General features: G+C 47.9%; 29 protein-coding genes and 2 other annotated features. Of the genes, 21 read left to right on the top strand and 8 right to left on the bottom strand.

Features of this window, described 5'->3' with window-relative positions; genetic code table 11:
• The first annotated feature begins 80 nt into the window (after positions 1–80).
• The 3 genes from KNO98_RS07685 to KNO98_RS07675 all read left to right on the top strand — a co-directional run bounded on the left by KNO98_RS07685 (position 81) and on the right by KNO98_RS07675 (position 3,001).
• Positions 81–686 carry a trimeric intracellular cation channel family protein gene (locus KNO98_RS07685; protein ID WP_034770820.1) on the top strand — a complete coding sequence of 202 codons (606 nt, stop codon included), beginning with the start codon at positions 81–83 and terminating at the stop codon, positions 684–686.
• 12 nt (positions 687–698) lie between these two features.
• A complete protein-coding gene (locus KNO98_RS07680) occupies positions 699–1,064 on the top strand; it encodes a DUF423 domain-containing protein (protein WP_214700334.1) in 366 nt (121 codons plus the stop codon).
• 419 nt (positions 1,065–1,483) lie between these two features.
• On the top strand, positions 1,484–3,001 hold the full coding sequence (locus tag KNO98_RS07675; protein WP_214700332.1) for a murein hydrolase activator EnvC family protein: 1,518 nt from the start codon (positions 1,484–1,486) through the stop codon (positions 2,999–3,001).
• Between the two features lie 87 nt (positions 3,002–3,088).
• Here the strand turns inward: KNO98_RS07675 and KNO98_RS07670 are convergent, their stop codons facing one another.
• Positions 3,089–4,402, bottom strand: a complete 1,314-nt coding sequence (locus KNO98_RS07670) for an amino acid permease (protein WP_251129540.1) — start codon at positions 4,400–4,402, stop codon at positions 3,089–3,091.
• A 242-nt stretch (positions 4,403–4,644) separates the two neighbouring features.
• Positions 4,645–4,873: a binding site (T-box leader), on the top strand.
• A 48-nt stretch (positions 4,874–4,921) separates the two neighbouring features.
• Positions 4,922–5,149: a binding site (T-box leader), on the top strand.
• A 55-nt stretch (positions 5,150–5,204) separates the two neighbouring features.
• Here KNO98_RS07670 and trpD point away from each other — a divergent pair.
• Genes trpD through trpA form a run of 5 tightly spaced genes read left to right on the top strand, consistent with a single transcriptional unit; the run spans position 5,205 to position 9,430 of the window.
• On the top strand, positions 5,205–6,194 hold the full coding sequence (gene trpD, locus KNO98_RS07665; RefSeq protein ID WP_034770824.1) for an anthranilate phosphoribosyltransferase: 990 nt from the start codon (positions 5,205–5,207) through the stop codon (positions 6,192–6,194).
• Complete coding sequence (gene trpC, locus KNO98_RS07660) at positions 6,191–6,952, top strand: indole-3-glycerol phosphate synthase TrpC (protein WP_214700328.1); 762 nt, start codon at positions 6,191–6,193, stop codon at positions 6,950–6,952. Before trpD ends, trpC begins: the two co-directional genes overlap by 4 nt.
• Complete coding sequence (locus tag KNO98_RS07655; RefSeq protein ID WP_214700326.1) at positions 6,928–7,482, top strand: phosphoribosylanthranilate isomerase; 555 nt, start codon at positions 6,928–6,930, stop codon at positions 7,480–7,482. The genes trpC and KNO98_RS07655 overlap by 25 nt, the downstream gene beginning before the upstream one ends.
• Positions 7,479–8,666 carry a tryptophan synthase subunit beta gene (trpB, locus tag KNO98_RS07650; RefSeq protein WP_026824976.1) on the top strand — a complete coding sequence of 396 codons (1,188 nt, stop codon included), beginning with the start codon at positions 7,479–7,481 and terminating at the stop codon, positions 8,664–8,666. Before KNO98_RS07655 ends, trpB begins: the two co-directional genes overlap by 4 nt.
• On the top strand, positions 8,663–9,430 hold the full coding sequence (gene trpA, locus KNO98_RS07645) for a tryptophan synthase subunit alpha (RefSeq protein ID WP_214700324.1): 768 nt from the start codon (positions 8,663–8,665) through the stop codon (positions 9,428–9,430). Before trpB ends, trpA begins: the two co-directional genes overlap by 4 nt.
• A 41-nt stretch (positions 9,431–9,471) precedes the next feature.
• On the opposite strand, the gene KNO98_RS07640 is transcribed toward trpA, so the two are convergent.
• Positions 9,472–10,962, bottom strand: coding sequence for a potassium/proton antiporter (locus tag KNO98_RS07640; RefSeq protein ID WP_214700322.1), 1,491 nt, complete (start codon positions 10,960–10,962; stop codon positions 9,472–9,474).
• Positions 10,963–11,115: 153 nt separating this feature from the next.
• On the opposite strand from KNO98_RS07640, the gene KNO98_RS07635 reads away from it, so the two are divergent.
• A complete protein-coding gene (locus KNO98_RS07635) occupies positions 11,116–12,054 on the top strand; it encodes an ATP-grasp domain-containing protein (RefSeq protein ID WP_214700320.1) in 939 nt (312 codons plus the stop codon).
• A 3-nt stretch (positions 12,055–12,057) separates the two neighbouring features.
• Here the strand turns inward: KNO98_RS07635 and KNO98_RS07630 are convergent, their stop codons facing one another.
• Complete coding sequence (locus tag KNO98_RS07630; protein ID WP_012727492.1) at positions 12,058–12,204, bottom strand: hypothetical protein; 147 nt, start codon at positions 12,202–12,204, stop codon at positions 12,058–12,060.
• 75 nt (positions 12,205–12,279) lie between these two features.
• Positions 12,280–13,056 carry a hydrogen peroxide-dependent heme synthase gene (gene hemQ, locus KNO98_RS07625; protein ID WP_214700318.1) on the bottom strand — a complete coding sequence of 259 codons (777 nt, stop codon included), beginning with the start codon at positions 13,054–13,056 and terminating at the stop codon, positions 12,280–12,282.
• Between the two features lie 337 nt (positions 13,057–13,393).
• Here hemQ and pta point away from each other — a divergent pair, with 337 nt between their 5' ends.
• The 3 genes from pta to KNO98_RS07610 all read left to right on the top strand — a co-directional run bounded on the left by pta (position 13,394) and on the right by KNO98_RS07610 (position 14,951).
• On the top strand, positions 13,394–14,383 hold the full coding sequence (gene pta, locus KNO98_RS07620) for a phosphate acetyltransferase (protein ID WP_026824981.1): 990 nt from the start codon (positions 13,394–13,396) through the stop codon (positions 14,381–14,383).
• 104 nt (positions 14,384–14,487) lie between these two features.
• The gene (locus tag KNO98_RS07615; protein WP_026824982.1) at positions 14,488–14,787 is read left to right on the top strand and encodes a rhodanese-like domain-containing protein; all 300 of its coding nucleotides are present in this window, start codon (positions 14,488–14,490) and stop codon (positions 14,785–14,787) included.
• Complete coding sequence (locus KNO98_RS07610) at positions 14,763–14,951, top strand: hypothetical protein (RefSeq protein WP_214700469.1); 189 nt, start codon at positions 14,763–14,765, stop codon at positions 14,949–14,951. Before KNO98_RS07615 ends, KNO98_RS07610 begins: the two co-directional genes overlap by 25 nt.
• A gap of 39 nt (positions 14,952–14,990) precedes the next feature.
• Here KNO98_RS07610 and folE2 read toward each other — a convergent pair whose 3' ends face one another.
• On the bottom strand, positions 14,991–15,902 hold the full coding sequence (gene folE2 / locus KNO98_RS07605; protein ID WP_214700316.1) for a GTP cyclohydrolase FolE2: 912 nt from the start codon (positions 15,900–15,902) through the stop codon (positions 14,991–14,993).
• Between the two features lie 253 nt (positions 15,903–16,155).
• Here folE2 and KNO98_RS07600 point away from each other — a divergent pair, with 253 nt between their 5' ends.
• Positions 16,156–16,986, top strand: coding sequence for a TerC family protein (locus KNO98_RS07600; RefSeq protein ID WP_026824985.1), 831 nt, complete (start codon positions 16,156–16,158; stop codon positions 16,984–16,986).
• Between the two features lie 35 nt (positions 16,987–17,021).
• Here the strand turns inward: KNO98_RS07600 and KNO98_RS07595 are convergent, their stop codons facing one another.
• Positions 17,022–17,504, bottom strand: a complete 483-nt coding sequence (locus KNO98_RS07595) for a GNAT family N-acetyltransferase (protein ID WP_214700314.1) — start codon at positions 17,502–17,504, stop codon at positions 17,022–17,024.
• Between the two features lie 75 nt (positions 17,505–17,579).
• Here KNO98_RS07595 and KNO98_RS07590 point away from each other — a divergent pair, with 75 nt between their 5' ends.
• Positions 17,580–17,960 (top strand): VOC family protein, encoded by a 381-nt coding sequence (locus KNO98_RS07590; RefSeq protein WP_214700312.1) that lies wholly within the window; start codon positions 17,580–17,582, stop codon positions 17,958–17,960.
• 29 nt (positions 17,961–17,989) lie between these two features.
• Here KNO98_RS07590 and KNO98_RS07585 read toward each other — a convergent pair whose 3' ends face one another.
• Entirely contained in the window at positions 17,990–18,298 is a 309-nt protein-coding gene (locus KNO98_RS07585; RefSeq protein ID WP_214700310.1) for a winged helix-turn-helix transcriptional regulator, read from the bottom strand.
• Positions 18,299–18,416: 118 nt separating this feature from the next.
• On the opposite strand from KNO98_RS07585, the gene KNO98_RS07580 reads away from it, so the two are divergent.
• From KNO98_RS07580 to KNO98_RS07570, 3 genes are read left to right on the top strand one after another with little or no spacing between them, the layout of a single operon-like run.
• The gene (locus KNO98_RS07580) at positions 18,417–18,908 is read left to right on the top strand and encodes a lactoylglutathione lyase family protein (RefSeq protein WP_026824989.1); all 492 of its coding nucleotides are present in this window, start codon (positions 18,417–18,419) and stop codon (positions 18,906–18,908) included.
• Between the two features lie 2 nt (positions 18,909–18,910).
• On the top strand, positions 18,911–19,891 hold the full coding sequence (locus KNO98_RS07575) for a zinc-binding dehydrogenase (protein ID WP_214700308.1): 981 nt from the start codon (positions 18,911–18,913) through the stop codon (positions 19,889–19,891).
• 55 nt (positions 19,892–19,946) lie between these two features.
• Positions 19,947–21,011 carry a threonine aldolase family protein gene (locus KNO98_RS07570; protein ID WP_214700306.1) on the top strand — a complete coding sequence of 355 codons (1,065 nt, stop codon included), beginning with the start codon at positions 19,947–19,949 and terminating at the stop codon, positions 21,009–21,011.
• Positions 21,012–21,053: 42 nt separating this feature from the next.
• On the opposite strand, the gene KNO98_RS07565 is transcribed toward KNO98_RS07570, so the two are convergent.
• The gene (locus KNO98_RS07565; protein WP_214700304.1) at positions 21,054–22,235 is read right to left on the bottom strand and encodes a TsoY family (seleno)protein; all 1,182 of its coding nucleotides are present in this window, start codon (positions 22,233–22,235) and stop codon (positions 21,054–21,056) included.
• 324 nt (positions 22,236–22,559) lie between these two features.
• Between KNO98_RS07565 and KNO98_RS07560 the strand changes: the two genes are divergently transcribed.
• The 4 genes from KNO98_RS07560 to KNO98_RS07545 all read left to right on the top strand — a co-directional run bounded on the left by KNO98_RS07560 (position 22,560) and on the right by KNO98_RS07545 (position 26,145).
• Complete coding sequence (locus tag KNO98_RS07560; RefSeq protein WP_214700302.1) at positions 22,560–23,753, top strand: FAD/NAD(P)-binding oxidoreductase; 1,194 nt, start codon at positions 22,560–22,562, stop codon at positions 23,751–23,753.
• A gap of 16 nt (positions 23,754–23,769) precedes the next feature.
• Entirely contained in the window at positions 23,770–24,330 is a 561-nt protein-coding gene (locus tag KNO98_RS07555; RefSeq protein ID WP_214700300.1) for a hypothetical protein, read from the top strand.
• Positions 24,331–24,482: 152 nt separating this feature from the next.
• Positions 24,483–25,514: a PAS domain-containing sensor histidine kinase gene (locus KNO98_RS07550; protein ID WP_214700298.1), complete on the top strand. Its 1,032-nt coding sequence runs from the start codon at positions 24,483–24,485 to the stop codon at positions 25,512–25,514.
• The gene (locus KNO98_RS07545; RefSeq protein ID WP_034770826.1) at positions 25,501–26,145 is read left to right on the top strand and encodes a response regulator; all 645 of its coding nucleotides are present in this window, start codon (positions 25,501–25,503) and stop codon (positions 26,143–26,145) included. Before KNO98_RS07550 ends, KNO98_RS07545 begins: the two co-directional genes overlap by 14 nt.
• The last annotated feature ends 5 nt before the right edge of the window (positions 26,146–26,150 follow it).

The following is a 26,150-nucleotide window of genomic DNA, read 5'->3' as shown; positions in this document are numbered from 1 at the left end:
CCTTTACGACAGTCGCTCGACTGACCTGATTTTTTTGTAATTATACTTTACCATACAATGCGTTGAAGAAAGGGCAAGGGATGTTCATGGAGTGGGAATTGCTCAACGTCGTCGGAACGATTGCGTTCGCGGCGAGCGGAGCCATCATTGCGATGGATGAAAAGTACGATATTTTTGGGGTGTGGCTGCTCGCTTTCATCACGGCCTTTGGAGGCGGTGCGATTCGAAACGTCCTATTAGGAAACCCCGTCAGTTTGATTTGGCAACAGAATGATTTATTTATTTTATGTTTTCTTGTTGCGCTCCTCATCTTCCTGTTACCGAGTGTCGTATTGCCACATTGGGAGCGCTGGGGCGTCATTGTCGATGCCATCGGTCTCGTCGCATTCGCCTTTCAGGGAGCTCAAGTCGCAATCAAACTCGATTTACCTCTCTCCGCTGCGATTGCGGCGGCTGTCCTGACTGGGGTTGGGGGTGGAGTCGTCCGCGATTTACTGGCCGGGCGTAAGCCGCTCGTTTTACAGTCTGAAGTGTACGCGATTTGGGCAATTCTCATTGCGGTCATTACGTATTACTTTAAACTTGAAGGTGGTCTTGTCGTCTATACGCTTTTAATTGTCGTAGCAACACTTCGAGTGATATCCTACTATCGGAAGTGGAATTTACCAGCACGAAAAGTTAGATAGGGAGGAACAAGAATGAAGATATTGTTAATCATTGGTGCCGGATTGATGGCACTTGGTGTGGCACTCGGTGCGTTTGGTGCCCATGCGCTCAAAGAGAGATTGGCGCCAAACATGTTGGCGAACTGGCAGACGGGCGTGCTCTACCACATGGTTCATGCGCTCGGCATCATCGGGATTGCGGCACTACTCATGCGCGTAAGTATCAGCCAGTTTAACATTGCCGGCTGGCTCATGTTTGCAGGGATTGTCTTTTTCTCCGGAAGCTTATATGTCATGGCACTGACTGGCATCACGAAACTAGGAGCCGTGACGCCGATTGGCGGAGTCCTGTTTATTGCAGCCTGGATTTTTGTCATCATTGGTGCGATGAAGCTTTAAAAGTAACATATGTATTCAAAATCCATGTCTTTGCTCATGTTTTCATGAAGCAAACGCATGGATTTTTTTGAAGGGTCATCCCATAAATTGGAAAACCTATGCATTATCAGTTTAATTGTTATTTGAAAATAGGGTAAACCATTTTCTATTTACATAAAACATTACAGAAAGATGTCAAACCGGACGATTAAAAAAGATATTGATAAATAATAAGTTGCATATATTCGTTATAGGCGCTTTTGTTCTTGCGTAATAAAATTGAAATACAACTTTAACAGGAAAATATCTAGCAGTTAGATATAATTAGTCGTGTTGAAACTCAACTGATTGATCGTTTTTGTTACATACTGAAACGGCTTAAAAATATGTAGTTTAACTGGTACCCAGATTTGTCATTTAAGAAAGGATGTACCCCATTCATGAACTGGAAATGCACAGTCTCGACGCTAACGCTTGGTGTGATGCTGATTAGCACACATACAGTCGCGGATGCATCGACCTCGATTAAAGAAAAGCAAGAACAACAACAAAAAGTGCAAGAAAAGCGCGATAGCGTAAAGGAAAATCAGTCGGAAACGTCTTCAAAGATTGAAGTGAACAAAGAAGAGATTTCAAAAGTACAGACAGAAGTCAATAAAATGGACGCGCAATTGCAAGACATCATCAATGATGTTGCGATGAAGCGCCAAGAAATCAAACGTACCGAGATGAAAATCGAGGATCTTGAAGCCGACATTAAAGACTATCAAGAAAAAATGAAGGCGCAAGAAGAAATGATGAAAGAACGTATGGCCACGATGCAAAAGAACGGTGGCGGTTCAATCAATTGGGCTGAGTTCATCTTCGGTTCGAAAAACTTCTCTGACCTCGTCACACGTATGATTACGGCAGGAACGATTCAACGTAGTGACCAAGAGTTGTTCGATGACTATGAAGCGACACAACGGTCGTTGAAAAAAGCACAAGCTGACTTGAAAGCAGAACGTGCTTCACTTCTAGAACAACAAAAAGCACTTGAGGTTCGCCAAGCTGAACTTGAGAAGAAAATGAAACAACGTGAAAAACGTATTAAAGAACTTGAAGAGAAAAACATCAAGTTCGAATCGCAAATCTTCGACCTTCAAGAGATTGAAGCGACGTTAGTGGCACAAGAACAGGCGATTGCGGCTGAAATCGAGGCACAACGTCGTGAAGAAGAGGAAGCTCGTCGTCGCGCTGAAGAAGCAGCTCGTCAAGAGGCGGCACGTAAAGCAGAAGAAGCACGCCAAGCAGAAGCTGCACGTCAAGCTGAGGCAGCTCGTAAGGCAGAGGCAGAACGAGAAGCAGAAGCGGCACGTCAACAAGCTGCACAACAAAAGCAGGACAATAAATCGAATACCCCGTCTTCGTCGTCTTCAAACAATACGACTTCGTCGACATCGGCATCAAAACCTGCACCGGCGCCGAAACCGGATCCAGCACCAACGCCGGCACCGAAACCAACTCCAAAACCTGCACCGACGACGTCGACACCAGCTCCATCTAGCTCGATGTTCATTCAACCGGCTTCAGGACGCTACTCACAAGGATGGGGTCCAGCGAGCGGTGCGTATGGCTACACGTTCCATAACGGTTTAGATATTGCAGGTCCTACAGGGACATCGATCCGTGCATCGGCAACAGGTACGGTCATTCGTGCAGGTTGGGGTGGCGCATACGGGAACCACGTCATGATTGCACACGTCATCAACGGTCAAGTTTGGACGACAGTGTATGCGCACATGAACTCGGTATCTGTCAGCTCAGGACAGCGTGTGACACAAGGATCAAACATCGGAACGCTTGGAAACACAGGGAACTCGTCAGGTCCGCACTTGCACTTTGAGATTCATAAAGGCGGCTACTCATACTCGGCAACGAGCGCAGGTAGCACGGTCAATCCGCGTCAGTTTTTCTGATGCCCTATACAAAAAGCTCCTTTCGATTGCGAAAGGGGCTTTTGTGCGTACAAAAACACCCCTTCGCTAATTGCGAAGGGATGCTCGTTAGTTGGCTTGCTCGATGTCGCTTGGACGATCTTGTTTTTTACGCATTTGTTCACGCACGTAATAGATAACCGTCAACCCAATCAACCATGGAATGCCGAACTTCAACAAAATATTGAAGTCAGTGAACCATGTCGTGATCATGAGGCTGAGGAGTAAGATGGCTCCGAGGATTGGAAGGAACGGATAACCAATCATGCGGACAGGGAGCTTTCGTCCCGTCCATTTCTTACGGAAGAACAAATGAGAGACGAAGACCATGAACCATGTGAAAATGGCGCCGAACATCGAGATGCCCATTAAGAACGGATATGACGATTCCATAAACACTTGTAATAAAGCGGCCAAAACGATTCCGCCCGTTGAAACAAGTAGCGCGAACATCGGGATGCCGTTTTTGCTGATTTTTTTGAACGCTTTCGGTGCATCACCGGCTTCGGCGAGTGAGTACATCATGCGTGTCGACGCATAGAGTTGCGCGTTCATCGCTGACAAAGCAGCAATCAAAATCACGAAGTTGAGAATGCCGGCTGCGAACGGGACGTCGAACTGTTCCATAACAAGTACGAACGGGCTTTGGTCAATCCCCGCTTGCTGCCATGGGATGAGCATAAGCATGATGGCGAGCGTGATGACATAGAAGAACGTCAGACGGAACACGGTAGCACGTAAAGCGCGTGGTACGGCCTGGTCCGGGTCTTTCGCTTCTCCTGCTGTGACGGCGACGAGTTCGGTTCCGAGGAAGCTGAAGAGGGAGATGAAAATCGTCACCCACATTCCGTAAAATCCGAAAGCGAAGAATCCTTCGTTTCCTGTCGTGATCGATTCAATCGGTGATCCTGGTTCGCCGAACAATGTAGCGGCACCGAGGACGATGAATAGGATAATGGCAGTTACTTTGATGAAGGATAACCAGTATTCAGTCGTCCCGAACGTGTGAACGTGACGGGCATTGACGTAAATGAGTAGTCCACCGAAGAGGGCGACCCAGATGAACCCGTTCACATCAGGGAACCAATAGCGCATATAGATGGCGATCGCACTGACCTCAACCCCTACAGCCAGTACATTTGCGACCCAGTAAGAGTAACGGACGAGAAAGCCTGCGAGTGGATGAACATAGCGCTCGGCAATTGTTCCGAATGATCCGGATGTTGGATGGGCGACCGTCATTTCGGCGAGTGCACCCATCAGTAAGAGGACGATGAACGCCCCGATGGCATAGCTGACGAGTACGCTCGGGCCAGCTGTTTGAATCGCAAGCCCGCTTCCGAGGAAGAGCCCGGTTCCGATGGCGCTCCCGAGGGAAATCATCGTAAGTTGCCGGGTGGACAGCTCGCGTTTTAGTTTGTTTGTTTCCAAAATCGATTCTCCTTTAGCTGAGTGAAATGTTGTTGTGGACGACTATAGCAGACAGAAAAAAACAATGTCAATTCGAAAAACCGGTGAAGGTTCCTTGTTTTCGGGGTGCACATATAGAGGCGAAGTTTTATAATTTTTTTATTTGACACGGAAACATCTGCCCTGTATAGTACGAGTTAACTTAACTGAAACGAATAAAGGCGTCGACGAAGAGAAGTAACGACGAATCCTGTATGACAGAGAGCTGATGGTTGGTGCGAATCAGTATATAGGACGTCGCGAATGGACTTCTGAGCTCTAAACCGAACTTTGAGTAGGCTTTAGCGGGTTACCCACCGTTATCACGGGGAAGCGGATGATTGTCCGTGAAGTGGGTTTTTCGGAACCAACGAAGGTGGCACCACGGGGTTACTCGTCCTTCTTGTAGCGTAGGCTATGAGGAGACGGGTAACCCCTTTTTCGTTTCAATAACACAAATCGAGGATTGAGAAGAGTAGCGCGAGAAGACGTTTCGTCCAGAGAGTCAGGGATGGTGAGATCCTGACCGAGGCGTCCGCGTGAATGGGCTCATGAGAGCACGACTGAAGAAAGTAGGTCGTGACGGCTTCCCCCGTTATCAGGATACGATGTGATTGCATCGGAGAGTGGATTCTTTGGAATCAACGAGAGGTGGCACCGCGGTCTAGAACCGTCCTCCATACGACGATTGTCGTATGGAGTTTTTTTATACACATTTTTAGAGGGGGAAGAGAAGATGATTCAACAATTGGAGACAAACTCGTTATCAACAGCAGATATGAAAGTGGCAGCAAGTGAAATGTTCCAAGCGGATGAAGCGCAAATCGAACGAGTGCTACTGGCGATGAAAGAACGCGGGGAAACAGCTGAAGAGATGGCGGGACTCGCGGCATACATTCGAGAAGCAGCTCAGTTCCCCCAAAGCGATTTATCCGTTCTTGATGTTTGTGGCACCGGCGGCGACGGGGCGCATACGTTCAATATCAGCTCGACCGTTGCGTTCGTCTTGGCCGGCCTTGGAGTACCAGTCGCGAAACATGGCAACCGAAGTGTGTCGAGCCGGTCGGGAAGTGCGGACGTCCTCGAGGCATTGAACGTTCCGATTGTGAAAACGGCGGCGGAAGTACATGAAGACTTGGAACGGACGAACCTCAGTTTCCTATTCGCCCAGCATGTCCATCCGATTATGAAACATGTCATGCCGGTCCGTAAACGCCTCGCAACTGCGACCATCTTCAACCAAATCGGGCCGTTGACGAATCCACTTCGTCCGAAGCGACAACTTGTCGGTGTCTACCATCCATCACTACTGGAGAAGATGGCGACCGCGATGCGACATCTAGGCGTGGAGCGCGGCATGGTCGTCCACGGTGCAGGCGGACTCGATGAAGCGAGTCTCGCCGGTGTGAACGACGTGTATTTCTTTGATGGGGAACAGACAGCGCGTTACGCGATCGACCCACGAGATGTCGGCTTGATGCGGGCACCGCTCGAAGCATTACGCGGAGGCACACCGGAAGAGAACGCCGCGACGCTGCTCGCTGTGTTGAACGGAAAGTCAGGGCCGGCGCGAGACGTCGTCTTATTGAATGCGGCACTTGCCCTTTGCACGTACGGCACGACCGCAACGCTTCGAGAAGGTGTGAAAGAAGCGAAACGCAGTATCGATGAAGGGCACGCGTTACGCGTATTACAACACTTACAACGTACGGAGGTAGAGGCATGAGCTATTTAAAGAAAATCATCGGAACGAAAATTGAAGAAGTGAGTGGCATGCAACCCATCGATGTCACCGTGACGAAGCCGATCTCTCTATTACATGTAATGAGCGAGGGATTCCATATCATTTCTGAAATCAAACGGTCGTCTCCTTCGAAAGGAATGATTCGGGAAACGGTCGATGTCGCCGAACGGGCCCGTCAATATGAACAAGCCGGTGCGACGATGATTTCGGTATTGACAGACACGATGTATTTCAATGGGTCCTTTGACGATTTGCGACAAGTCGCCGATGTTGTCACCATCCCGGTGCTCTGTAAGGACTTTATCATCGATGAACGGCAACTCGACTATGCGAAGCATTACGGGGCGAGTGTTGCACTTCTTATCGTGGCGGTCCTACATCCGACACGTCTCCATGAACTGACGCGATACGCTCGCTCCATCGGTCTCGACGTATTGGTTGAAGTACATGACGAAGCGGAGTTACACATCGCACTCGAACTCGATGACGTGTTGATCGGCATCAATAACAGAGACTTAAAAACGTTCGAGGTCGCTCTTGAGACATCAATCGATTTGATGAATCGCTATCCCGACGTCACATTCGTCAGTGAGAGCGGGGTCAGCACCGTCGAAGCGGCAGCGCGTCTGAAAGAAGCCGGCGCAAGTGCCATCCTCGTCGGAGAAGCACTCATGCGTGAAGAAGACCCGACCCGGCTACTCGAGGAGTTGAAAACATGTTCGTTAAAATCTGTGGATTAAAGACAGAGGAAGCGGTCCAGGCGGCGGTCGAAGCGGGAGCAGATGCCATCGGGTTCGTATTCGCACCGAGTTCCCGCCAAATCGACGTGAGCAGAGCGAAGGAGCTAGCAGCTTATATTCCCGAATCGGTTCGAATCGTTGGTGTGTTTTTAAATCCTTCAATGGAAGACATCGAGCAAGCGATGGACGTGGGACTGACGGATTTACAAATTCACCATCGGACGCAGTCAATGGAACAACTCCGCACTTTCGGATTACCAATTATCGATGCATCGACCGAGGAGGCGGCGGATGTGCGATTGATAGATCATCCGACCCCGGGCAGTGGACAGGTATTAGACTGGGGCGCGATCGACCGGCCGAAACATCCATTTTGGCTAGCAGGCGGCCTATCTCCTGACAATGTGAGACAAGCGATTCAAACGATCCAACCAGACGGCGTCGATATCTCGAGCGGTGTCGAGACGGACGGTGTAAAAGATATCAAAAAAATTCGTGCGTTCATTCAACGCGCCAAGGAGGAACTATGATGTATGCACAACCAGTGAACGGAAAGTTTGGACAATACGGTGGAAAGTACATTCCGGAAACACTCATGCAGGCGGTCGAAGAATTGGAGGCCGCTTACGAAGAGGCGAAGCAAGACCCTGAGTTTCAAGAACGCTTCTCTTCCTTATTACGTGAATACGTAGGACGTGAGACGCCACTCTATTATGCGTCGAATCTAAGTCGTCGTCTTGGAACGAACGTCTATTTGAAACGAGAGGATCTGAACCATACCGGTGCCCATAAAATCAACAACACGGTTGGGCAAGCGCTCCTTGCGAAACGGATGGGGAAACAAAAAGTCGTCGCCGAGACGGGGGCCGGTCAGCACGGTGTCGCGACCGCGACGGTATGTGCATTACTCGACCTGGAATGTACCATCTTTATGGGGGAGGTCGACGTCGAGCGCCAAGCGTTGAACGTGTTTCGGATGGAATTGCTCGGAGCGAAGGTCGTTCCCGTCAAATCTGGAAGTCGCACGTTAAAAGATGCTGTCAATGAAGCGCTTCGTTACTGGGTCAAACACGTAGACGATACGCACTATGTGATGGGTTCCGTTCTCGGACCGCATCCGTTCCCGCAGATGGTTCGTGATTTTCAAAGCGTGATTGGGACAGAGACACGTCGTCAAATCCTCGAGCAGACAGGACGGCTACCAGATGCCGTCGTCGCCTGTGTCGGTGGAGGGAGCAATGCGATGGGCATGTTCTATCCGTTTTTGAATGATGAGTCGGTCGCGCTCTACGGTGTCGAGGCGGCAGGGAGCGGCATCGATACGGACAAACACGCGGCGACACTCACAAAAGGAGAAGTCGGTGTATTGCATGGGTCACTCATGTATGTGTTGCAAGACGCAGCGGGTCAAATCGAGGAGGCACATTCCATCTCAGCCGGACTCGATTATCCAGGGGTAGGACCAGAGCACAGCTTCTTGAAAGATATTGAACGGGTCCGTTACGCAGCCGTCACGGACGATGAGGCACTCGATGCATGTCTCGCACTCAGTCGACAAGAAGGAATCATACCTGCCTTAGAGTCTTCGCATGCTCTCGCTTACGCAGAAACGCTCGCGAAGACGATGGGAGAAGACGATACACTGGTGATTTGTTTATCTGGACGCGGAGACAAAGACGTCCACACAATCCGAGAGAAGGTGGCAACACGATGAAACTAGAGACAGCGATTCGAGAGCGAGAAGGGGCGGCATTCGTTCCTTATATTATGGCTGGTGACGGAGGGATAGAACGACTCATCCCGACTATTGTTGAGCTAGAACAGATGGGGGCGACGGCGATCGAACTCGGAATCCCATTCTCTGATCCGGTGGCCGATGGACCGATCATTGAGGCGGCAGGAATGCGCGCTCTTGAAGCGGGTGTGACGCTTGAAATGGTGTTGAACCATTTAATAGAAGGAAATAATCGATTTACTGTGCCGATTGTCTTGATGACATACTTGAACCCGGTGTTTCGGTTCGGGATCCAACCGTTCTTTGACCGGGCGAATGAGTGTGGGGTGAGCGGAGTCATCATTCCAGACCTTCCATTTGAAGAAAGTCTTCAAATGTTTTCGAACGTCGATCGCCAGGAAGTCGCAGTCATCCCACTCGTTACGTTGACAAGCAGCGAGGCACGGACGGCATCCATCTTAGAGAAGGCTGAAGGATTCGTCTATGCGGTCACACTCAAAGGCACAACAGGGAAGACTGATGTGTTCCCGGATGAGCTACTCACCCATTTGACTCGATTGACAGAGCAGTCACGTGTTCCCGTCTTAGCAGGATTCGGGGTACATCGTCCGGAACAAGTGCAGACGCTTGGGAATGCATGTGACGGTGTCGTCGTCGGAAGCTTTATCGTCGAGGCACTTCATGAAGGGAGAACGGGCGACGTCGAGACGTTGATTCGTTCGGCAAAACAAATACACGCATAAGAAAACCGGCGCTTCGCATGAAGCACCGGTTATTTGTTTACTCATAATTCCACTCGATCGAGACCGTCTTCCCCAAACTTTTGGTCGAGTTGGTCATGACGGTACATCGAGGCGAGAACGTATAAGAGATCACCTTCTTCGATAGCTGTCTGTCCGTTCGGCGGAATCAAATATTCGTTTCGGACGATGGCGTTTACGACGGTGTTCGGCGGGAGCGTGATGTCCGCTAGCGTCTTGCCGATTATCGAGGAGCTCTCCGTGACGACATAAGGAACGAGTTTATGTTGGGACTGTTTGCTGGAAACGAGGGCGATTGTATAGGGGGAACGGATTTTATCCGGACCGAGTAGCCCTAACTTCTCGGCAAGTGGAGTCAACGTCGTTCCTTGAATCAAGGCACTGGTCACGACAACGAAGAAGACCGCATTGAATAGAAGTTGACTGTCATCAATTCCTGCGATTAACGGGAAAGTTGCGAGCACGATTGGTACGGCTCCTTTTAGACCGGCCCAAGAAATGAAGAACTTCTCTTTTTTTGTGAACGCCATCCCGAGTGTCGATAAATAAACGGCGATGGGGCGAGCAACGAACATAAGGACAAAGGAAATAAGTATACCTTTCCAAATTAAGTCGGGCTCGATGAGTTGACGAGGGAAGACGAGCAATCCGAGGATGACGAACATGATAATCTGCATGATCCATGCAAGTGCCTCTGAGAACTGGACGATGGTCACTTCGTGCGCCGTATCCGCGTTGCCAACAATCATCGCAGCGATATAGACCGCGAGTAGTCCGCTCCCCAAAAAGTAAGCCGTGACACCGTATGTGAGGAATGCCATCGAAATCATCAGAACTGCATGTAGTCCGCTCGATTCTAGTTTCAAATGATTCAACATGAGACGAGACAATTGTCCGAGTAAAAAGCCGATGAATGCTCCGACAACGATTTGAAGGACGAACATCCAAATGCCATCCCATATGGTTGTCTCGGGCTTCAACATAAAGTCGAGGGCGAGAATCGTTAAAAACATCGCCATCGGGTCGTTCGTGCCGGACTCGGCTTCGAGTGTCGCACCGACTTTCGGTGAGATATTCTTTCCTTTGAACGCGGCGAAGACGGCCGCTGCATCGGTCGAACCAATAATCGCGCCGAATAGGAAAGATTCGATCCAATCGAAACCAAATACGAAACGAACGGCAACGGCGACGACAGTCGTCGTAATCAAGACACCAAACGTGGCAAGTGAGGCGGCTGGAACGAGAACGTTCCGCATCGACGTCCATTTCGTCTGGAGACCCCCTTCAAACAAAATGACAATTAACGCGGCGACTCCGATTAACTGTGCCAAATTTGAATCATCGAAGAAGATGAGACCGGTAATGTCACTTCCCATGATCATGCCGATCCCCATAAACAAGATCAAGGCGGGTAAGCCGAATCGGGTCGAGATTCGCGTCGCCATGACACCGGCTACAAGGAGTAGACCGAAGAGTAGAATGAGTACATCAGTACTTATAACAGGTACGGGCAAACACAACACATCCTTTCAAAAACAATACTATTAAGTTCATTGTACCATGAAATCGTCTGATATTTCAGAATCTGAGATTAAACAAACCATGCACATTGGAATTGTGTGTTATGAATGTGGTAAAGTAAACACATCATATAAGGAGGGATGATGATGTCTAAAATTCACGTCATTCATGAGAACGAAGAATGGACGAACCACCTGGTTCACCGCTTAGAAGAACTACAGTTACCTTATGAACTATGGCACTTGGACCAAGGGACGATTGATCTCGAAGCAACGCCCCCGGAAGGTGTCTTTTATAATCGTATGAGCGCCTCTTCGCACACACGTGGGCATCGGTACGCCCCTGAATTGACGGAAGGCGTCCTCGCTTGGTTAGAGGCGAACGACCGGACCGTGTTCAACGGCACACGTGCCATTCGTCTTGAAGTGAGCAAGGTCAATCAATATACAGCGCTTCGACGCGAAGGAATCCGTGTACCGAAGACGATTGCGGCAGTTGGTAAGAAGCAAATCATCGAGGCGGCTGAGAAGCTGGGCATGACACCGTTCATCACGAAACATAATCGTGCCGGGAAAGGACTTGGGGTCCAATTGTTCCATACAATCGAAGGACTCAAAGAATATGTATATGGTCCCTCGTTCGAGGACTCGGTTGACGGCATCACGCTCATTCAACAGTATATCGAAGCACCAGAACCGTATATTACCCGCTGTGAATTCATCGGCGGAAAGTTCGTTTATGCGGTCCGTGTCGATACGTCCGAAGGATTCGAACTTTGCCCGGCAGACGCTTGCTCGATTGAAGATCAGTTCTGCCCGGTCGGGGAGACGCCGCCAGCGAAGTTCGAAATCGTCGAAGGGTTCGATGACCCGATCATTCCAAAGCTCGAACAGTTCTTGAAAGCGAATGCGATTGATATCGCCGGAATCGAGATCATTCGAGACCAAGGCGGCAACGTCTACGCCTACGACATCAATACGAATACGAACTATAATTCCGATGCTGAAGCAAAAGCGGGACGTTACGGAATGCTTGAATTGGCAACTTTCTTAGGGGATGCACTTCACGTCACCACGACAAAATAAGGGTCAGGCGCTCGCCTGACCCTTTTGCTGTGTATGTTTGAGTTGCTCTTCAAATCGATGTTGGACTAATTCTGCTGTCGGTGCCATTCGTTCGATGAACGAATCCAAACGTTCCGCAGTGTCACGATCGGTTTCTTTAAACACGCGCATCGTTGTTCACCTCGTTGATTAGGATGACTTGCTTACATCATCCTTAATTCCCGAGGTGTTATACGCGTAAACCTTTTACACGCTAAAGAATGTGCTCAAATTTTCTTTCGGTAAGATGTTCCCGACGTAAAAGTCACCGAACTCACCGTATTTTGCACTCACTTCATCGAAACGCATCTCGTAGACGATTTTCTTAAATTGAAGTGAATCTTCAGCGAAGAGCGTGACGCCCCATTCCCATGCATCGAATCCTGTTGACCCACCGATGAATTGCTGAATCTTACCGGCATAGCTACGACCGATCATGCTGTGACGATACATGAGGTCTTTCCGTTCATCCATCGATAACATGTACCAGTTGTCTCCGTCACGACGAGCCTTGCTCATCGGGTAGAAACAAATGTGTGCAGCCTTTGGAAGTGTCGGATAGAGGCGTGAGCGGATGTGTGGGTTTTGGTACGGGTCCCCATCTCCAGATCCACGATACATACCGAGCTCGATGACAGACACGTATGAATATGAGGGAATCATATAGTCGTATAATGCTGTTTTGCGGAACGCACGCTCAACATCTTCAAGTTCGTTGAATGTCGGGCGAAGCACCATCAAGACGAGGTCTGCCTTTTGACCGAGAATCGAGTAGAAGGCGTGACTTCCTTCACCTTTTGCTTCGATTTCATCGAGAGAAGCGAGGAATGTTGTGAATTCGTCAATCATGTGTTGACGCTTTTCGGCATCGACGAGCTTCAAACGAGCCCAATCGATCTTGCGGAAATCATGGAGTGAATACCATCCGTCTAATGTGGCGGCGGCATGTTGTGTATCTGTTGTAGGTACTGGACGTTCTGACATAAAAAATCTCCTTTCGGGACTTGGCTTCGCCGTCTATTTTACCATACACGCTTCACTGACTGGCAACTTTGAGGCACTGTGAGGGTTATCACGATTCATGACGGGTAAAGAACAGAGGACAGAAACATGAAAACGGCTACAAAAATGGCTGTATCAGTCACTTTGGAGAAACTGTTCTATTCATATAATGATTGATTCTAAGCGATTTATGACGAAATGGGCAGAATAGTTTATTTTGAAAAGGGTACTGTGTATAATTGAAATCGCGTAAAGACACAAGTCAATGGCAAAACCATTAGCAGTCATGCTGTAAATTGAGAAAAGGGGTTCATTCGTTATGAAATTATTTGAAACGTTGAAGCAAAAAGTCAGCCCGGTTCGTCCCACGATCGTCTTTCCAGAAGGCGTCGATGAGCGTGTTCTTGGAGCTGCGGTTCGATTGAAAACGGACGGTATGGTAGAACCAATCGTCGTTGGTGCGAAAGCAGACGTCGAAGCGGTTGCGGCAAAACATGGTTTCGACATCTCAGGTTTAACACAATACGATCCAGCGACGTACGAAGACATCGATGTTCTCGTCGAATCATTCGTCGAGCGTCGCAAAGGGAAAGCGACGGCTGAACAAGCGCGCGAACTCCTCACATCGGACGTGAACTACTTCGGAACGATGCTCGTTCATACAGGGAAAGCAGAAGGTCTTGTCTCAGGCGCGATGCACGCGACAGCTGATACGGTACGTCCGGCACTTCAAATCATCAAAATGCAAACAGGCATCAAAAAGACGTCAGGTGTGTTCATCATGGTGCGTGACGACGAGCAATACGTCTTCTCGGACTGTGCGATCAACATCGCACCAGACGCAGCGGACTTAGCAGAAAATGCATTTTTATCAGCAGCGACAGCGAAGACGTTCGGGATCGACCCACAAGTCGCCCTTCTTAGCTTCTCGACAAAAGGTTCTGCGAAGTCACCTGAAACAGAGAAAGTTGTGGAAGCGACACGCCTTGCGAAAGAAAAATCACCGAACCTTCCAATCGATGGAGAACTTCAATTCGATGCAGCATTCGTCCCTAGCGTAGCGGCGAAGAAAGCACCAGGTTCTGATGTGGCGGGTAAAGCGAACGTATTCGTCTTCCCAAGTCTTGAAGCAGGAAACATTGGCTACAAGATGGTTCAACGTTTCGGTGGATTCGAAGCGATCGGTCCAATCCTTCAAGGTCTCAATAAACCAGTAAATGACTTATCACGTGGCTGTAACGAAGAGGATGTCTACAAATTGACACTCATCACAGCAGCACAAGCAATCGACGAGCGCAACGAAGCGTAAGTTGGGAGCATCCTTCTAGGTAGAAGGGTGCTTTTTTCATGTTTTTTTGAGTGGTAGCTGAGGTAAAATAAAAGAGGAATCCAATATTGAAAGGGGAAATACGTATGCAAAATATTCATGCAACTGAATTACGAGAAAAGCTAGAAAACGGGGAGTCGCTCCATATCATCGATGTGCGCGAACAAGACGAATATGACGCAGGGCATATCCCGAACGTACCGCTCTACCCATTGTCTGAATTCCCGCAAGTGACAGAAAAGTTAGCACAGGACAACGTCTACCACGTCATTTGTCGCTCGGGCGGCCGCAGTGTGACGGCATGTGACCACTTAGAGTCAAACGGATATAAAGTCGTAAACGTTGAGGGCGGTATGCTCGCTTGGGATGGCGACATCGAGGCGTGATGTTAGAGAATCCATGGGTCGTCGTTCCTCTTCTCATCGCACTGTATCTCACTGTCTATGCAATGGTGAAGCGGTTTGATTGGGAGAAGTGGCGACTCGTTTGGGCGGTGTGGGTGATGCTCATCATCATCTTGCTGACAATTGAACTCGTAGTGAGTCTATAGAAAATGCGGAACCTTCTTTAAAAGAGGTTCCGCATTTTCTTATGCGTCGTTGCGCTTGTCAAATGTGATTGACGCGATGGCATCATGTTGGTGAATCGACTCTTCGTTACGGCATTCCACGAAGAAGTTCACGACTTGTTTCATCTCGTACAAGTCAGCCGCAATCAAGCGGACCATATCTTCTACGAAACGTGGGTTTTCGTATGCGATTTCAGTCGCACGTTTTTCATCCGGACGTTTAAGGACCGGATGGAGTGGCGCTGAGGCGTTCGACTCCGCCGCATCGAGAAGGGCTGCACGCCAGTCGAACCCATCCATCGACGTCTCATCAAGACCTGCTTCGATCGTGATGTACCCACGTTGGTTATGGGCGCTGTACTCACTGATTTCTTTGGAACATGGGCAAAGCGTCGTGACATTGATGACGAGACCGACTGTCACATTTGCGACGCCCGTTTCGAGGTTATATGTCACGCGGTGCATCACATCTGCGTTCATCAAACCACTGAGGCCTGTCGCAGGTGCTTTACGCGTGAAGAACCACGGGTAACGAATTGTCAATTGTCCTTCCGTTTGCTCCATACGCTCCGCGAGCTCTTGTGCGAACTCGATTAACGAACGGTTTGATACCGTCCATCCTTGTTGATGGTACGCATCGAGCTGTTCCGTCAAACGGGACATGTTGATTCCTTTACGATCTTGAACGAGCGATGTCGTCAATTCGAAGGTAGCAACTGTTGACTGGACCCCTTCTGACGTCTCGACGTTCACAGGGTGCTTCACGTTTGAAATTCCAACACTATCAAGAGCGAATAAGAAGTTTTTCGGTGTATTTTGTAAATCGACCATCTGTTCTTTCTCGGTCGGTTTTGTTCCTTTAATCGGTGGGACCGACCCGAACAATTTATGTCGTTCTGCTTTAGTAGGTAAAGCGACATGGCTTGTAGACATAATCGGATTCTCCTTTTTTAGAGCGGTTCAAGCGACCACTCGTTCTTGTTAGGATTTTATCACGAAATGATGGCTGAACGGGTATGATTTTGCTCTCAAAACGTGTTTTGAATATGCAATCCTAAAAAAACCTTCAGATATTGAAGAAAGAGGATTGATTTACTTTGTGAACGGGAATAAAATGGTCCTGTGAACTTAAAAAATAGATCACTATTAAATATGAAGGAATTGAAAGAAAAAAGGAGATGTTGTTATGGATTGGCAGTTAGTCCTGCAGTATGCCTGGATTGTCGTCGTTCTCGTCGGTTTAGAAGGCTTGTTATCTGCAGACAACGCGCTCGTCTTGGCTGTCATGGTCAAGCATTTGCCACGTACAGAGCAGAAGAAGGCATTGTTCTACGGACTCCTCGGGGCGTTCGTCTTCCGCTTTATCGCATTGTTCTTAATCTCGTTCTTAATTAACGTATGGCAAGTTCAAGCGCTCGGTGCGCTATACTTGATTGGAATGAGTGCGCGTCATCTGTATATGACGTATAAGGCGAGAAAAATGGAGCCACAGCAAGATTTGGCAGCAGAAGCGAAAGAAGAGACGGCCGTCACAGAACGACCTGTTTCGAAGAAAGAGTTTTGGCTCACTGTCGCGAAAGTTGAGTTTGCGGATATCGCCTTTGCGGTCGACTCAATCTTGGCAGCGGTTGCGCTCGCGGTCAGCTTGCCACCGCTCGGTCTCGGGGAAATCGGTGGGATTGACTCAGGTCAGTTCTTTGTCGTCTTGACGGGTGGACTCATCGGGGTCGTCTTGATGCGATTCGCGGCTCGGATTTTTGTCAAGTTGCTTCATCAACGTCCTACACTTGAAACAGCCGCTTTTATCATCGTCGGTTGGGTCGGGGTCAAGTTGACGGTCCTCGTACTTGAACATCCAGGTTTCAAAGAATTGATTGCCGGGACACCATTCGAATTCATGGGGCTCCCGGATGGATTCGTCCACTCGGCAGCTTGGACGATTTTCTTCTGGTCAGTCATGGTCGGGATTGCGTTATGGGGCTGGTTCTCATCGAAACCGACAGCGGTCAAACACTGAGTTTAGATAGATCGTATATAAATCCCCTCCGAACCTCAGATGTTCGGAGGGGGTTTTTGTAGGCGTTTCATCGAGAGAAAGGGATACACGCCGCCGTTCGTCTCCTGCACGAACGTTTCTTCTGGGATGAAATCGAGTGATTCATATAACCGGATGGCTCGCTTGTTGAACGTGGCGACGGCGAGACGTACTGTACGAGTCCCATATGTCGCCTCGATCCAAGTTAGAATCGAAGTGAGGAATCGATGTCCGTTGCCGCTCCCCGTCAAATCAGGGCGCATGCCGAGACCAATGGAAACGGTGTCCGTTGATTCGAATTGTAACGTGACAAAGCCGATAAGCTCGCCAGATTCAAGGATGGCGAACGTCGTGTCTCCCCGTTCCTTCGCATCTAAAAATGAGGCGAGATCTTCCTCGTCGGCGTCCATATTGTAAAACGCATATTCACCTTCATAGCGCCACTCGAAGGCAATTTGTTCGGCTTGGTCTTGTGTGAGTGGATGAAACGTATGATTCATGATATTTCCTCGTCTCTGGTTGAAATGGACGTGCTACACTCAAATCGTATCATGAAACGAAGAGGAGGGAATGGGATGGCAGTCAAGTTGGACATGGTCGGAATCGTCGTGACGGATATGAAGCGGTCGCTCGATTTTTATCGGGCACTCGGGTTTGAGATTCCGGAAGCGATGAATGGGGAAGCGCATGTGGATATTGATGAAGGCGGCGTGCGTCTCGCGTTCGATACGGTGGAAGTGGCCGAATCGGTATACGGGGAATGGAAACAGGCAGACGGGCATCGGATCGAACTTGCCTTCTTATGTGAAAGCCGTGAGTCGCTTAATGCATTGTATGACTCGGTCCTTGAACAAGGCTATGTGTCACACAAAGCCCCATGGGACGCGTTTTGGGGACAGCGTTACGCGATTCTGTACGATGCGGATGGGAATTTGATCAGTCTGTTCGCTTCATAATAAATAATCCCGGGCCAAATGGCCCGGGATTATTTATTATCGTGGCACTCTCCCCATGAACAAAGGGCATTCATGGCGGGTTGCAGTCCGAGGGCGTCTTCGGTCAATGAATATTCGACGTGAAGGTGCTTCTCCGTCGAATAATCGACACGACGAACCATGCCGAGCTGTTCAAGCTCACGCAATTGGTCGGTCAACACTTTTCGGCTGACCTCAGGAATCGCCCGTTGAATATCAGAGAAACGGAGCGGTCCATCTTGAAGCGTGCAATACACTTGAGGGCGCCATTTGCCGCCGATAATCTCGAGTGCGCGGTTGACGGGGAACGATGTGGTCATGTTCAATGAGCCTCACTTTCGGGTAGTTACTTCAATGTGCGTACTTTTTTTCTTGCTTCAATGACAGTATCTTATCGTTATCCGCCAAATTGAGCAAACAAAAAGGAGTAGATGAAACATGACGTATCCAAGAACATTTTCACACATCGGTCTTTCTGTACCGAGCGTAGCCGAGGCCGTTACATTTTATGAGGACGTGATGGGATGGTATACCATCATGACACCATCAGACGTCGTCGAAGATGATTCGCCAATCGGAGTGATGTGTACTGACGTCTTCGGACCAGGCTGGGGCAAATTCCGTATTGCCCACATGTCAACAGGAGACGGAATCGGAATCGAGTTATTCGAGTTCCCGAATAACGAGACACCAGAAGACAACTTCGAGTTTTGGAAGACAGGGATTTTCCACTATTGTGTACAAGACCCTGACATTGAAGGACTTGTCGAGAAGATTGTCGCCCATGGCGGGAAACAACGGATGCCGATTCGTGAGTACTATCCAGGCGAAAAACCGTATCGCATGGTGTACTGCGAAGACCCATTCGGCAACCTCGTTGAAATTTATTCACACTCATACGAACTCACGTATTCGGAAGGAGCTTACTAAACATGAAAGCATGGCTACTCGACCAACCCGGTTTAGATCATCTGCATATTGGAGAAATCGACCGACCGACACCAGGAACAGGGGAACTGTTGATTCGTGTCGAAGCGGTCGCCTTAAACCCGGTCGACTACAAAGTCGGTTCAAACGGGAACCCGAACTGGGCGTATCCACATATTCTCGGTGTCGACCTTGTCGGTGAAGTCGTCGAGGTCGGTTCAAGTATCGCCAACATCATTACCGGTTCACGTGTAGCCGTGCATACGGATCTTTCGAAATATGGAGGGTTCGCTGAGTATACGGTCGTCGATGCCCGGGCATGTGCGGTCGTTCCGGAAGGTGTGAGCGACGAAGCGGCTGCCTCGATTTTATGTGCTGGAATGACAGCGTATGAAGCGGTCATGCAGAAACTGAATACACGGAATAAAGAAACGATTCTCGTGCACGCTGGTGCAGGTGGTGTTGGTGGCTTTGCCATTCAGCTCGCAAAACGCCTCGGGCTAAAGGTCTTCACGACGGCATCTCCCGAGAACGTTGAATGGGTAGAGTCGCTTGGTGCGGATGTGGCAATCGATTACAACGTCGAGGACGTGACGGCACGAATCATGGAAGAGACGGATGGACGTGGTGTCGACTTGATTTTAAACACGGTCGGTCGTGACGTCGCGACAGCCGACTTAGATCGTCTCGCGTTTAGCGGACACCTCGCCTATATCGCCGGTCCACCAGACATGACGAACATGAAAGGGTTCACATTATCCCCTTCGATTCACGAGGTGGCGCTCGGGGCAGCGCATGCGAGCGAGGACGAACATGCGATTCGCAACTTGGCGTATATGGCCGAAGAGTTGATGCACTTACTTGAAGCGGGTGAACTGAACGACCTCGTCACAGAAGTGTTATCTTTCGACCAATTGAAAGAAGGTCTCGAAAAACTACAAACGCGAAAAGTGCGCGGTAAACTTATCGTCCGGATTCGCGACTGAGTATTTGGCTCCCTGTTATACTGACAGGGAGTTTATTTGTCGAGGAGGGGGAAGGATGGAGCGATTAGCAGACACGTATCGACAGACGAACGTTCAATTGAGCGGTCACGGGAAACGGGAAGTCGGTGTATTGAAACGCGCATTTGAACAGGTGCGTGAAGATGAGCCGAGTGATCAGTATGGACAGGGGAGAACGATTCGACAGTTTGAAGAGAAGATGGCACAAGTTCTTGGGAAAGAGTCGGCGGTATTCTTTCCGAGCGGCACGATGGCGCAACAGATTGCGTTACGCATTTGGTGTGATGAGACAGGGAAGAACAAGGTCGCATACCATCCGCTCTGTCACCTTGAAATCCATGAGCAGGACGGCTTGAAAGAGTTGCATTATATCGAACCTATTTTAGTCGGAAAAGAAAATCGATTGATGACCATAGAAGAGATTCAAGCGTTGCCGGACATCGCCTGTCTGTTGCTTGAACTGCCACAACGGGAAATCGGAGGGGAATTGCCGACGTTCGAGGAACTCGAAGCGATTAGCGAACATTGTCGTGACAAACGGATTTATCTACATCTAGACGGAGCACGACTGTTCGAATCGCTCCCGTATTATGAGAAAGAAGCGTCTGAGATATGTGCGCTCTTCGATAGCGTGTACGTTTCGTTCTATAAAGGAATTGGTGGCATTGCCGGTGCCATTCTTGCTGGACCGAAGGCGTTTTGTGAGACGTCGAAAGTATGGAAGCGACGTTACGGCGGTGACTTGATCAGCCTTTATCCATACATCCTTTCCTCGGATTATTATTATGAGTTGCGAAAAGACAAAATGACCTGGTATCGGGACGATGCAGTGCGGTTGGCAGCACGCTTTAATGAAATCGATGGAGTGTGGACGACACCACGCATCCCCGTCACGAATATGTTCCACTTACATTTCCAAGGGGATGAAGAGAAAGTGGGCGAGCGGATGGTACGCATCCAACAAGAAACCGGGGTTGGCATTACAGGGCATCTCGTAGAAAAAGATGGATACTGTTCAACGGAAATCAGCATCGGGGATGTCTACAGTCATATAACCTCTAATCAACTCGATGATGTATTTAGGCAATTCAACTCTAAATAAATATAAAGAACGCTGAAGAGATGTTTCTCTTCAGCGTTCTTGTCATGCGACTTTGAGTGTGGATTTTTCGGCGGCAGATGATAGATGCGAAGAAGACAACTTCACGACCCATTGAATCGTTTTGAATTGTATGAACACAAGAGGTGATAAAGCGATATAATGCATCCACGTGTGTACAGTCAAGAAGCCGTTTTGAACGAGTCCCCAATGAACAAAGAACATTCCGAGTACCACATATGCGACACCTGGACAAATGAGACCAAAACTTGCTCCCCCCTCTGGCTGATTTCTGAAGTAATCAAGTCGACGTAATACACTATATCCGATTAGTCCAACCGCGGTGCTCCCCATAAATAATATCCCGAGTACAATCAGCATAAAGGCTGCATTGACCTCAGTCTCTAGCAAGCGATGTGACACCATTGAGTTCAATCGAACGAATGTAATACCAGTAAGGGTGAGAATCGGGATAGGTAACCAAATAGTCGGTGCGCTCGCTTTTGCAAAGCCTTTACTGAAGATGGCTCGTAGACTCATTCCGGCGAAAAATAAAATAATCCCCCATACAAGTGTCATAAAAAATATAGAGGCGATTGTCGCACTGACAGAAACCCATTGGATTTTTGACATAGCGGCAGGACTAGCTAATCCCACTGCGACCATGACGAACGAAAAAGCACCTAAGAATTGTCCGAATTGGTTCATATTTTCAACGTCAACTTGACCACTCACCATAACCGATGCAATGTACTGAACATAACGAGTAAATGCATATCCACCAATGATTAAGAAGGCAATGAGGGCAAAAGGTAGTAAGGATTGAACATTAGACCAAAGTCCTGGAACAAACAAAGCACCTAGAATAAACAGTACATTGACACTCATCGCATAGGTGAGTGGTTCTGCCATGACAGCTACTTCTCCAGGAGTTCCTTTCACTTTGGAATACCGATCGCTTTTCTTGAATTTACGAAATGAACGGATATTCCATGCAAGCAGACGGAAGTGATTTGCCGAGAAGCCAATAATGACCAATGAAACGAGAACGACAAGAATAGCTGGGATTCCTCCGCCCTCAAACGTTTCACGTAAATGATTGAAGTGAGGTAGTGGAGAATCAGGGTGTGATATGAGGAACATAAAGTACATAAAAAATGACACAGCGAGCCCGCCGTTGCCAAGAGCAGATAAAAAATATAATGGGTGATAGGTTTGTTTTGACATGATAAAAAACTCCTCCTTTAAATTACATAATCAATTTATACCCCATAGGGTATATTGGGGTCAAGAGGGTTGGATATAATTGAGGGCAATCCCTCAATAACAGACATGGCTGTCTGTGTGATTTTCATCACCCCTGATAACGTTTAATATTGATATTTTGTTTGAAGATATTATGTGTCATGTTGCGTCAAGTGTTGATTCATAAGGAAATTGAGGGACTTCCCCTATATAAAATGTATACGCTTTCAAATATGCTTAAGTTGTATAGAAGTTCACTGTTTTGTCAAAAAAGAAAACATAGCAAGAAGGAAGGAGAGGCATACAATGCGTACACATTATCGTGTTGTGATTGTAGGAGCAGGAACTGGGGGAATCAGTGTCGCGGCCAGATTGCTTCGAGAGAAACATCATTTAAGAGATGAGGTTTTACTGATTGATCCCGCAACCACTCACTATTATCAACCATTATGGACACTCGTCGGAGCAGGTATTGTCAAAAAAGAGGAGTCAGCCCGCACGATGGATTCACTCATTCCTGATGGGGCGGCGTGGTTACAAGATCATGTGACGACATTTGATCCTGAAAACAATCAAGTCGAAACGTCAAGTCACGGAAAGATTCAATACGATTTTCTTGTCGTGTCACCAGGTATTGAAATTGACTGGGGGCGCATCAAAGGGTTAAAAGAATCGCTTGGGTCGAAAGGAGTCTGCAGTAACTACTCATACGAACACGTTGATTATACATGGGATACCCTCGAAAAGCTCACAGGTGGAACTGCATTGTTCACGCACCCGGCTTCTCCAGTGAAATGTGGGGGCGCCCCTCAAAAAATCATGTATCTGGCTGAGGAGTATTTAACGAAGACGGGAGTTCGTGATTCGAGTCGAGTGGTCTTCGGTTCGGCTAATCCCGCCATTTTCGATGTTACGAAGTATCGGGATGCGTTGGAGAAAGTACTCGAACGAAAACAGATTGAAACGCATTTCCGGGTTAATTTAACGGAAATAAAAGCAGATGAAAAAATTGCGGTTTTTGAAAACTTAGATTCTGGTGAATCGTTTGAGATGAGTTATGACATGATTCATGTCACACCACCGATGCAAGCTCCGGCGTTTATTCGGAACAGTTCATTGGCGGAATCCGGTGGTTGGGTCGATGTCGACAAACATACACTTCAACATAAACAATTTAAAAATGTGTTCGGGTTAGGTGATTGTACGAACCTACCCACATCGAAGACAGGTGCAGCGATTCGAAAGCAAGCGCCCGTCGTCGTGCGAAACGTACTGGATGTGATGTACGGTCATTTACCGACTGCTTCTTATGATGGTTATTCTTCTTGTCCGATTGTCACGGGCTATGGTTCATTAATTCTCGCAGAGTTTGATTATGATAAAGTTCCACAAGAATCTATGCCGTTCAATCAAGCAAAAGAAAGACGGAGCATGTATATTTTGAAAAAAGACTTTTTACCGATTATGTATTGGAATGGCATGTTGAAAGGGACGATGTAGGAAGGGAGGGATCGTGATGGAACGTTCTGCACTTGAAGAGCAAACAGTTGAAACAGCACTGACAAGACCCGACGTTGAGCAAGCACTGATTGCACTCATTGATCGTCTACCTAAAATCGAACAGTCTCTCCGTCGTTTGGAAGATGCTGTTGATTTTGGTATGGCGACGATGAAAGATGAAACGGTGAAAGAAAAAGTTGACGCGGTCATCGACAATTCCAACATACAAATCGAAACGCTTGAATCGGCTATAGAGCTGATTGAAAAATTACCGATGTTGTTACAGGTGACCAATCAACTTGAGTCCATGTTCACGTTTGTTCAAGATGTATACCACGATGAACAAACGAAAGAAATGATTGGCCAACGGATTGAGGAGTATGCCGTGCCAGCGAAAGAAAAGGTTGAATGGACACGAGATATGTGGGCGGAAGTACAAAGTCGTGTGGAACAGGATGACCGCCACATCACGCTATTCTCACTCATGCGATGGATTAAAGAACCGTCAGTTCAACACGGACTCAAATATGTGCAAGCGACTGTTGATGTCTTAAATGAACGGACAATCAAGCGTTAAATATGAGTGGATTGTGATGAGTAGGGTTTTCAAAAGAAATCGGACGTGCCTCGGTGCACGTCTTTTTTTCATGGGAAAGTGAAGTACATCATTTGGGTTTATTTACCCATAGGGGTATTATGGATATAAGAACTGAAAGAGTGCGGAGGGGGATGACGTTGACACTGCGTGACTTTGAACATCAAATATTAGACGTACTCAAAGACGGTGTGATTGTGATGGATCATGACCGAAATATCATATCGATGAACCAATCGGCCGAACAATTGACGGGATGGCAAGTCGGTGAACCGGTTCCTTATTGTTCTTTTTGTCAGAAACGGAGAATGAGCTTAGGTGAAGAACGGTGTTACTTAATTGAACATGAACGTTCTCCATACTTCTCTTCAGAAATGCCGACTTACTCCGGAAAACTAGTAGATGTTGAGATGAATACAGCTCGAATTCTAAATGATGCCAAAACAGGAGCCATATATTATTTGCTCGTTTTACGAGATTTCACAGAACGAAAGCGCCGAGAAGCGCATGCTTTAAGAGAAAAGATGGTTCGGGAATTGATTCATGCACGAGAGGAAGAACATGACCGGTTGGCTCAGGAACTACATGACGGTGTCGGACAATCGCTCTTTAGTATCACCCTTGCGTTGAGCGCTCTCCAATCAGACGTCGCAGACCCGGATAAAAAAGAATATTTGACGTCCGTCCTATCTGAAGTAAGTCTCCTGATGGATTATGTAAGAAATTACTCGAAGCAATTAAGACCGATTGAGCTTGATCAATTTGGACTCGAATCCGCATTACAAGTATTGCTTGATAGTTTTGCGACCCGTTATCCAAACGTAGCGTTTCATACAGACATTCGTCTGACGACACGATGCGATTCTCTTGTGGAGATTAATTTGTATCGGATTGTCCAAGAGGCACTCGTAAATACAATGAAATACGCGAATCCGACAATTGTGGATTGTCAGGTAATCGAGCGTGACGGGCGAGTTGAATTGTTATTCCGGGATGACGGGGCAGGTTTTGATGCGCTGAACGTCTCGAAAGGATTAGGGTTACGTCATATGGAAGAGAGAGCGAAAACGATTGAGGGTTTGTTTCAAATCGTTACAGCAGTAGGGGAAGGGACGCAAATTTCCGTGTCGGTTCCGAGAGAGCGAGGTTATTATGCAACCGATTAATGTATTAATTGTCGATGATCATGAACTTGTACGTCGTGGGTTAAAACTGATGTTTCGTACGAATGAGCGCATTCGGGTAGTCGGGGAAGCGACAGAAGGGTCAGCAGCTATCCAAGAAGCGCTTCGGACACGTCCTGATGTCATTTTACTTGATATCACGATGCCGAATGGATTGGATGGTTTTGTGACAGTCAAAGCACTCGCAGAGGAAGTGCCCACCGTAAAAGTGATCTTACTGACGATGCACGATGAAGAGATTTACATCAAACGTGCTCTCGAGTTGGGCGTCCCTGGTTATATGTCCAAAAATAGTGATCCTTCTCAACTAGAAGAAGGAATCAAACACGTATTTGACGGGAAACGATATTATGCTACTTCGTTGAACGAGGATTATATTGAAAAGATTGTCTTTCAAAAGAATAATCATCCGTTATTGACGCGTCGTGAACTAGAAATCGTCCGATTGTCGACTCTCGGCTATAGCCATAATGAGATTGGAGAGAAATTAGGGATTAGTCCCAAAACAGTTGAAAATCATAAAGCACGTGTCATGAATAAATTGCAAATCAAGCATCGTCATGAACTTGTGCAATATGCTCTGAAGAATCATTTGATTGAAATGGAAGGATGATTGAA

Source organism: Exiguobacterium sp. s57, from assembly GCF_018617685.1.
Taxonomy (GTDB): Bacteria; Bacillota; Bacilli; order Exiguobacteriales; family Exiguobacteriaceae; genus Exiguobacterium; species Exiguobacterium marinum.
This window is presented reverse-complemented; position numbering and strand designations above follow the sequence as displayed.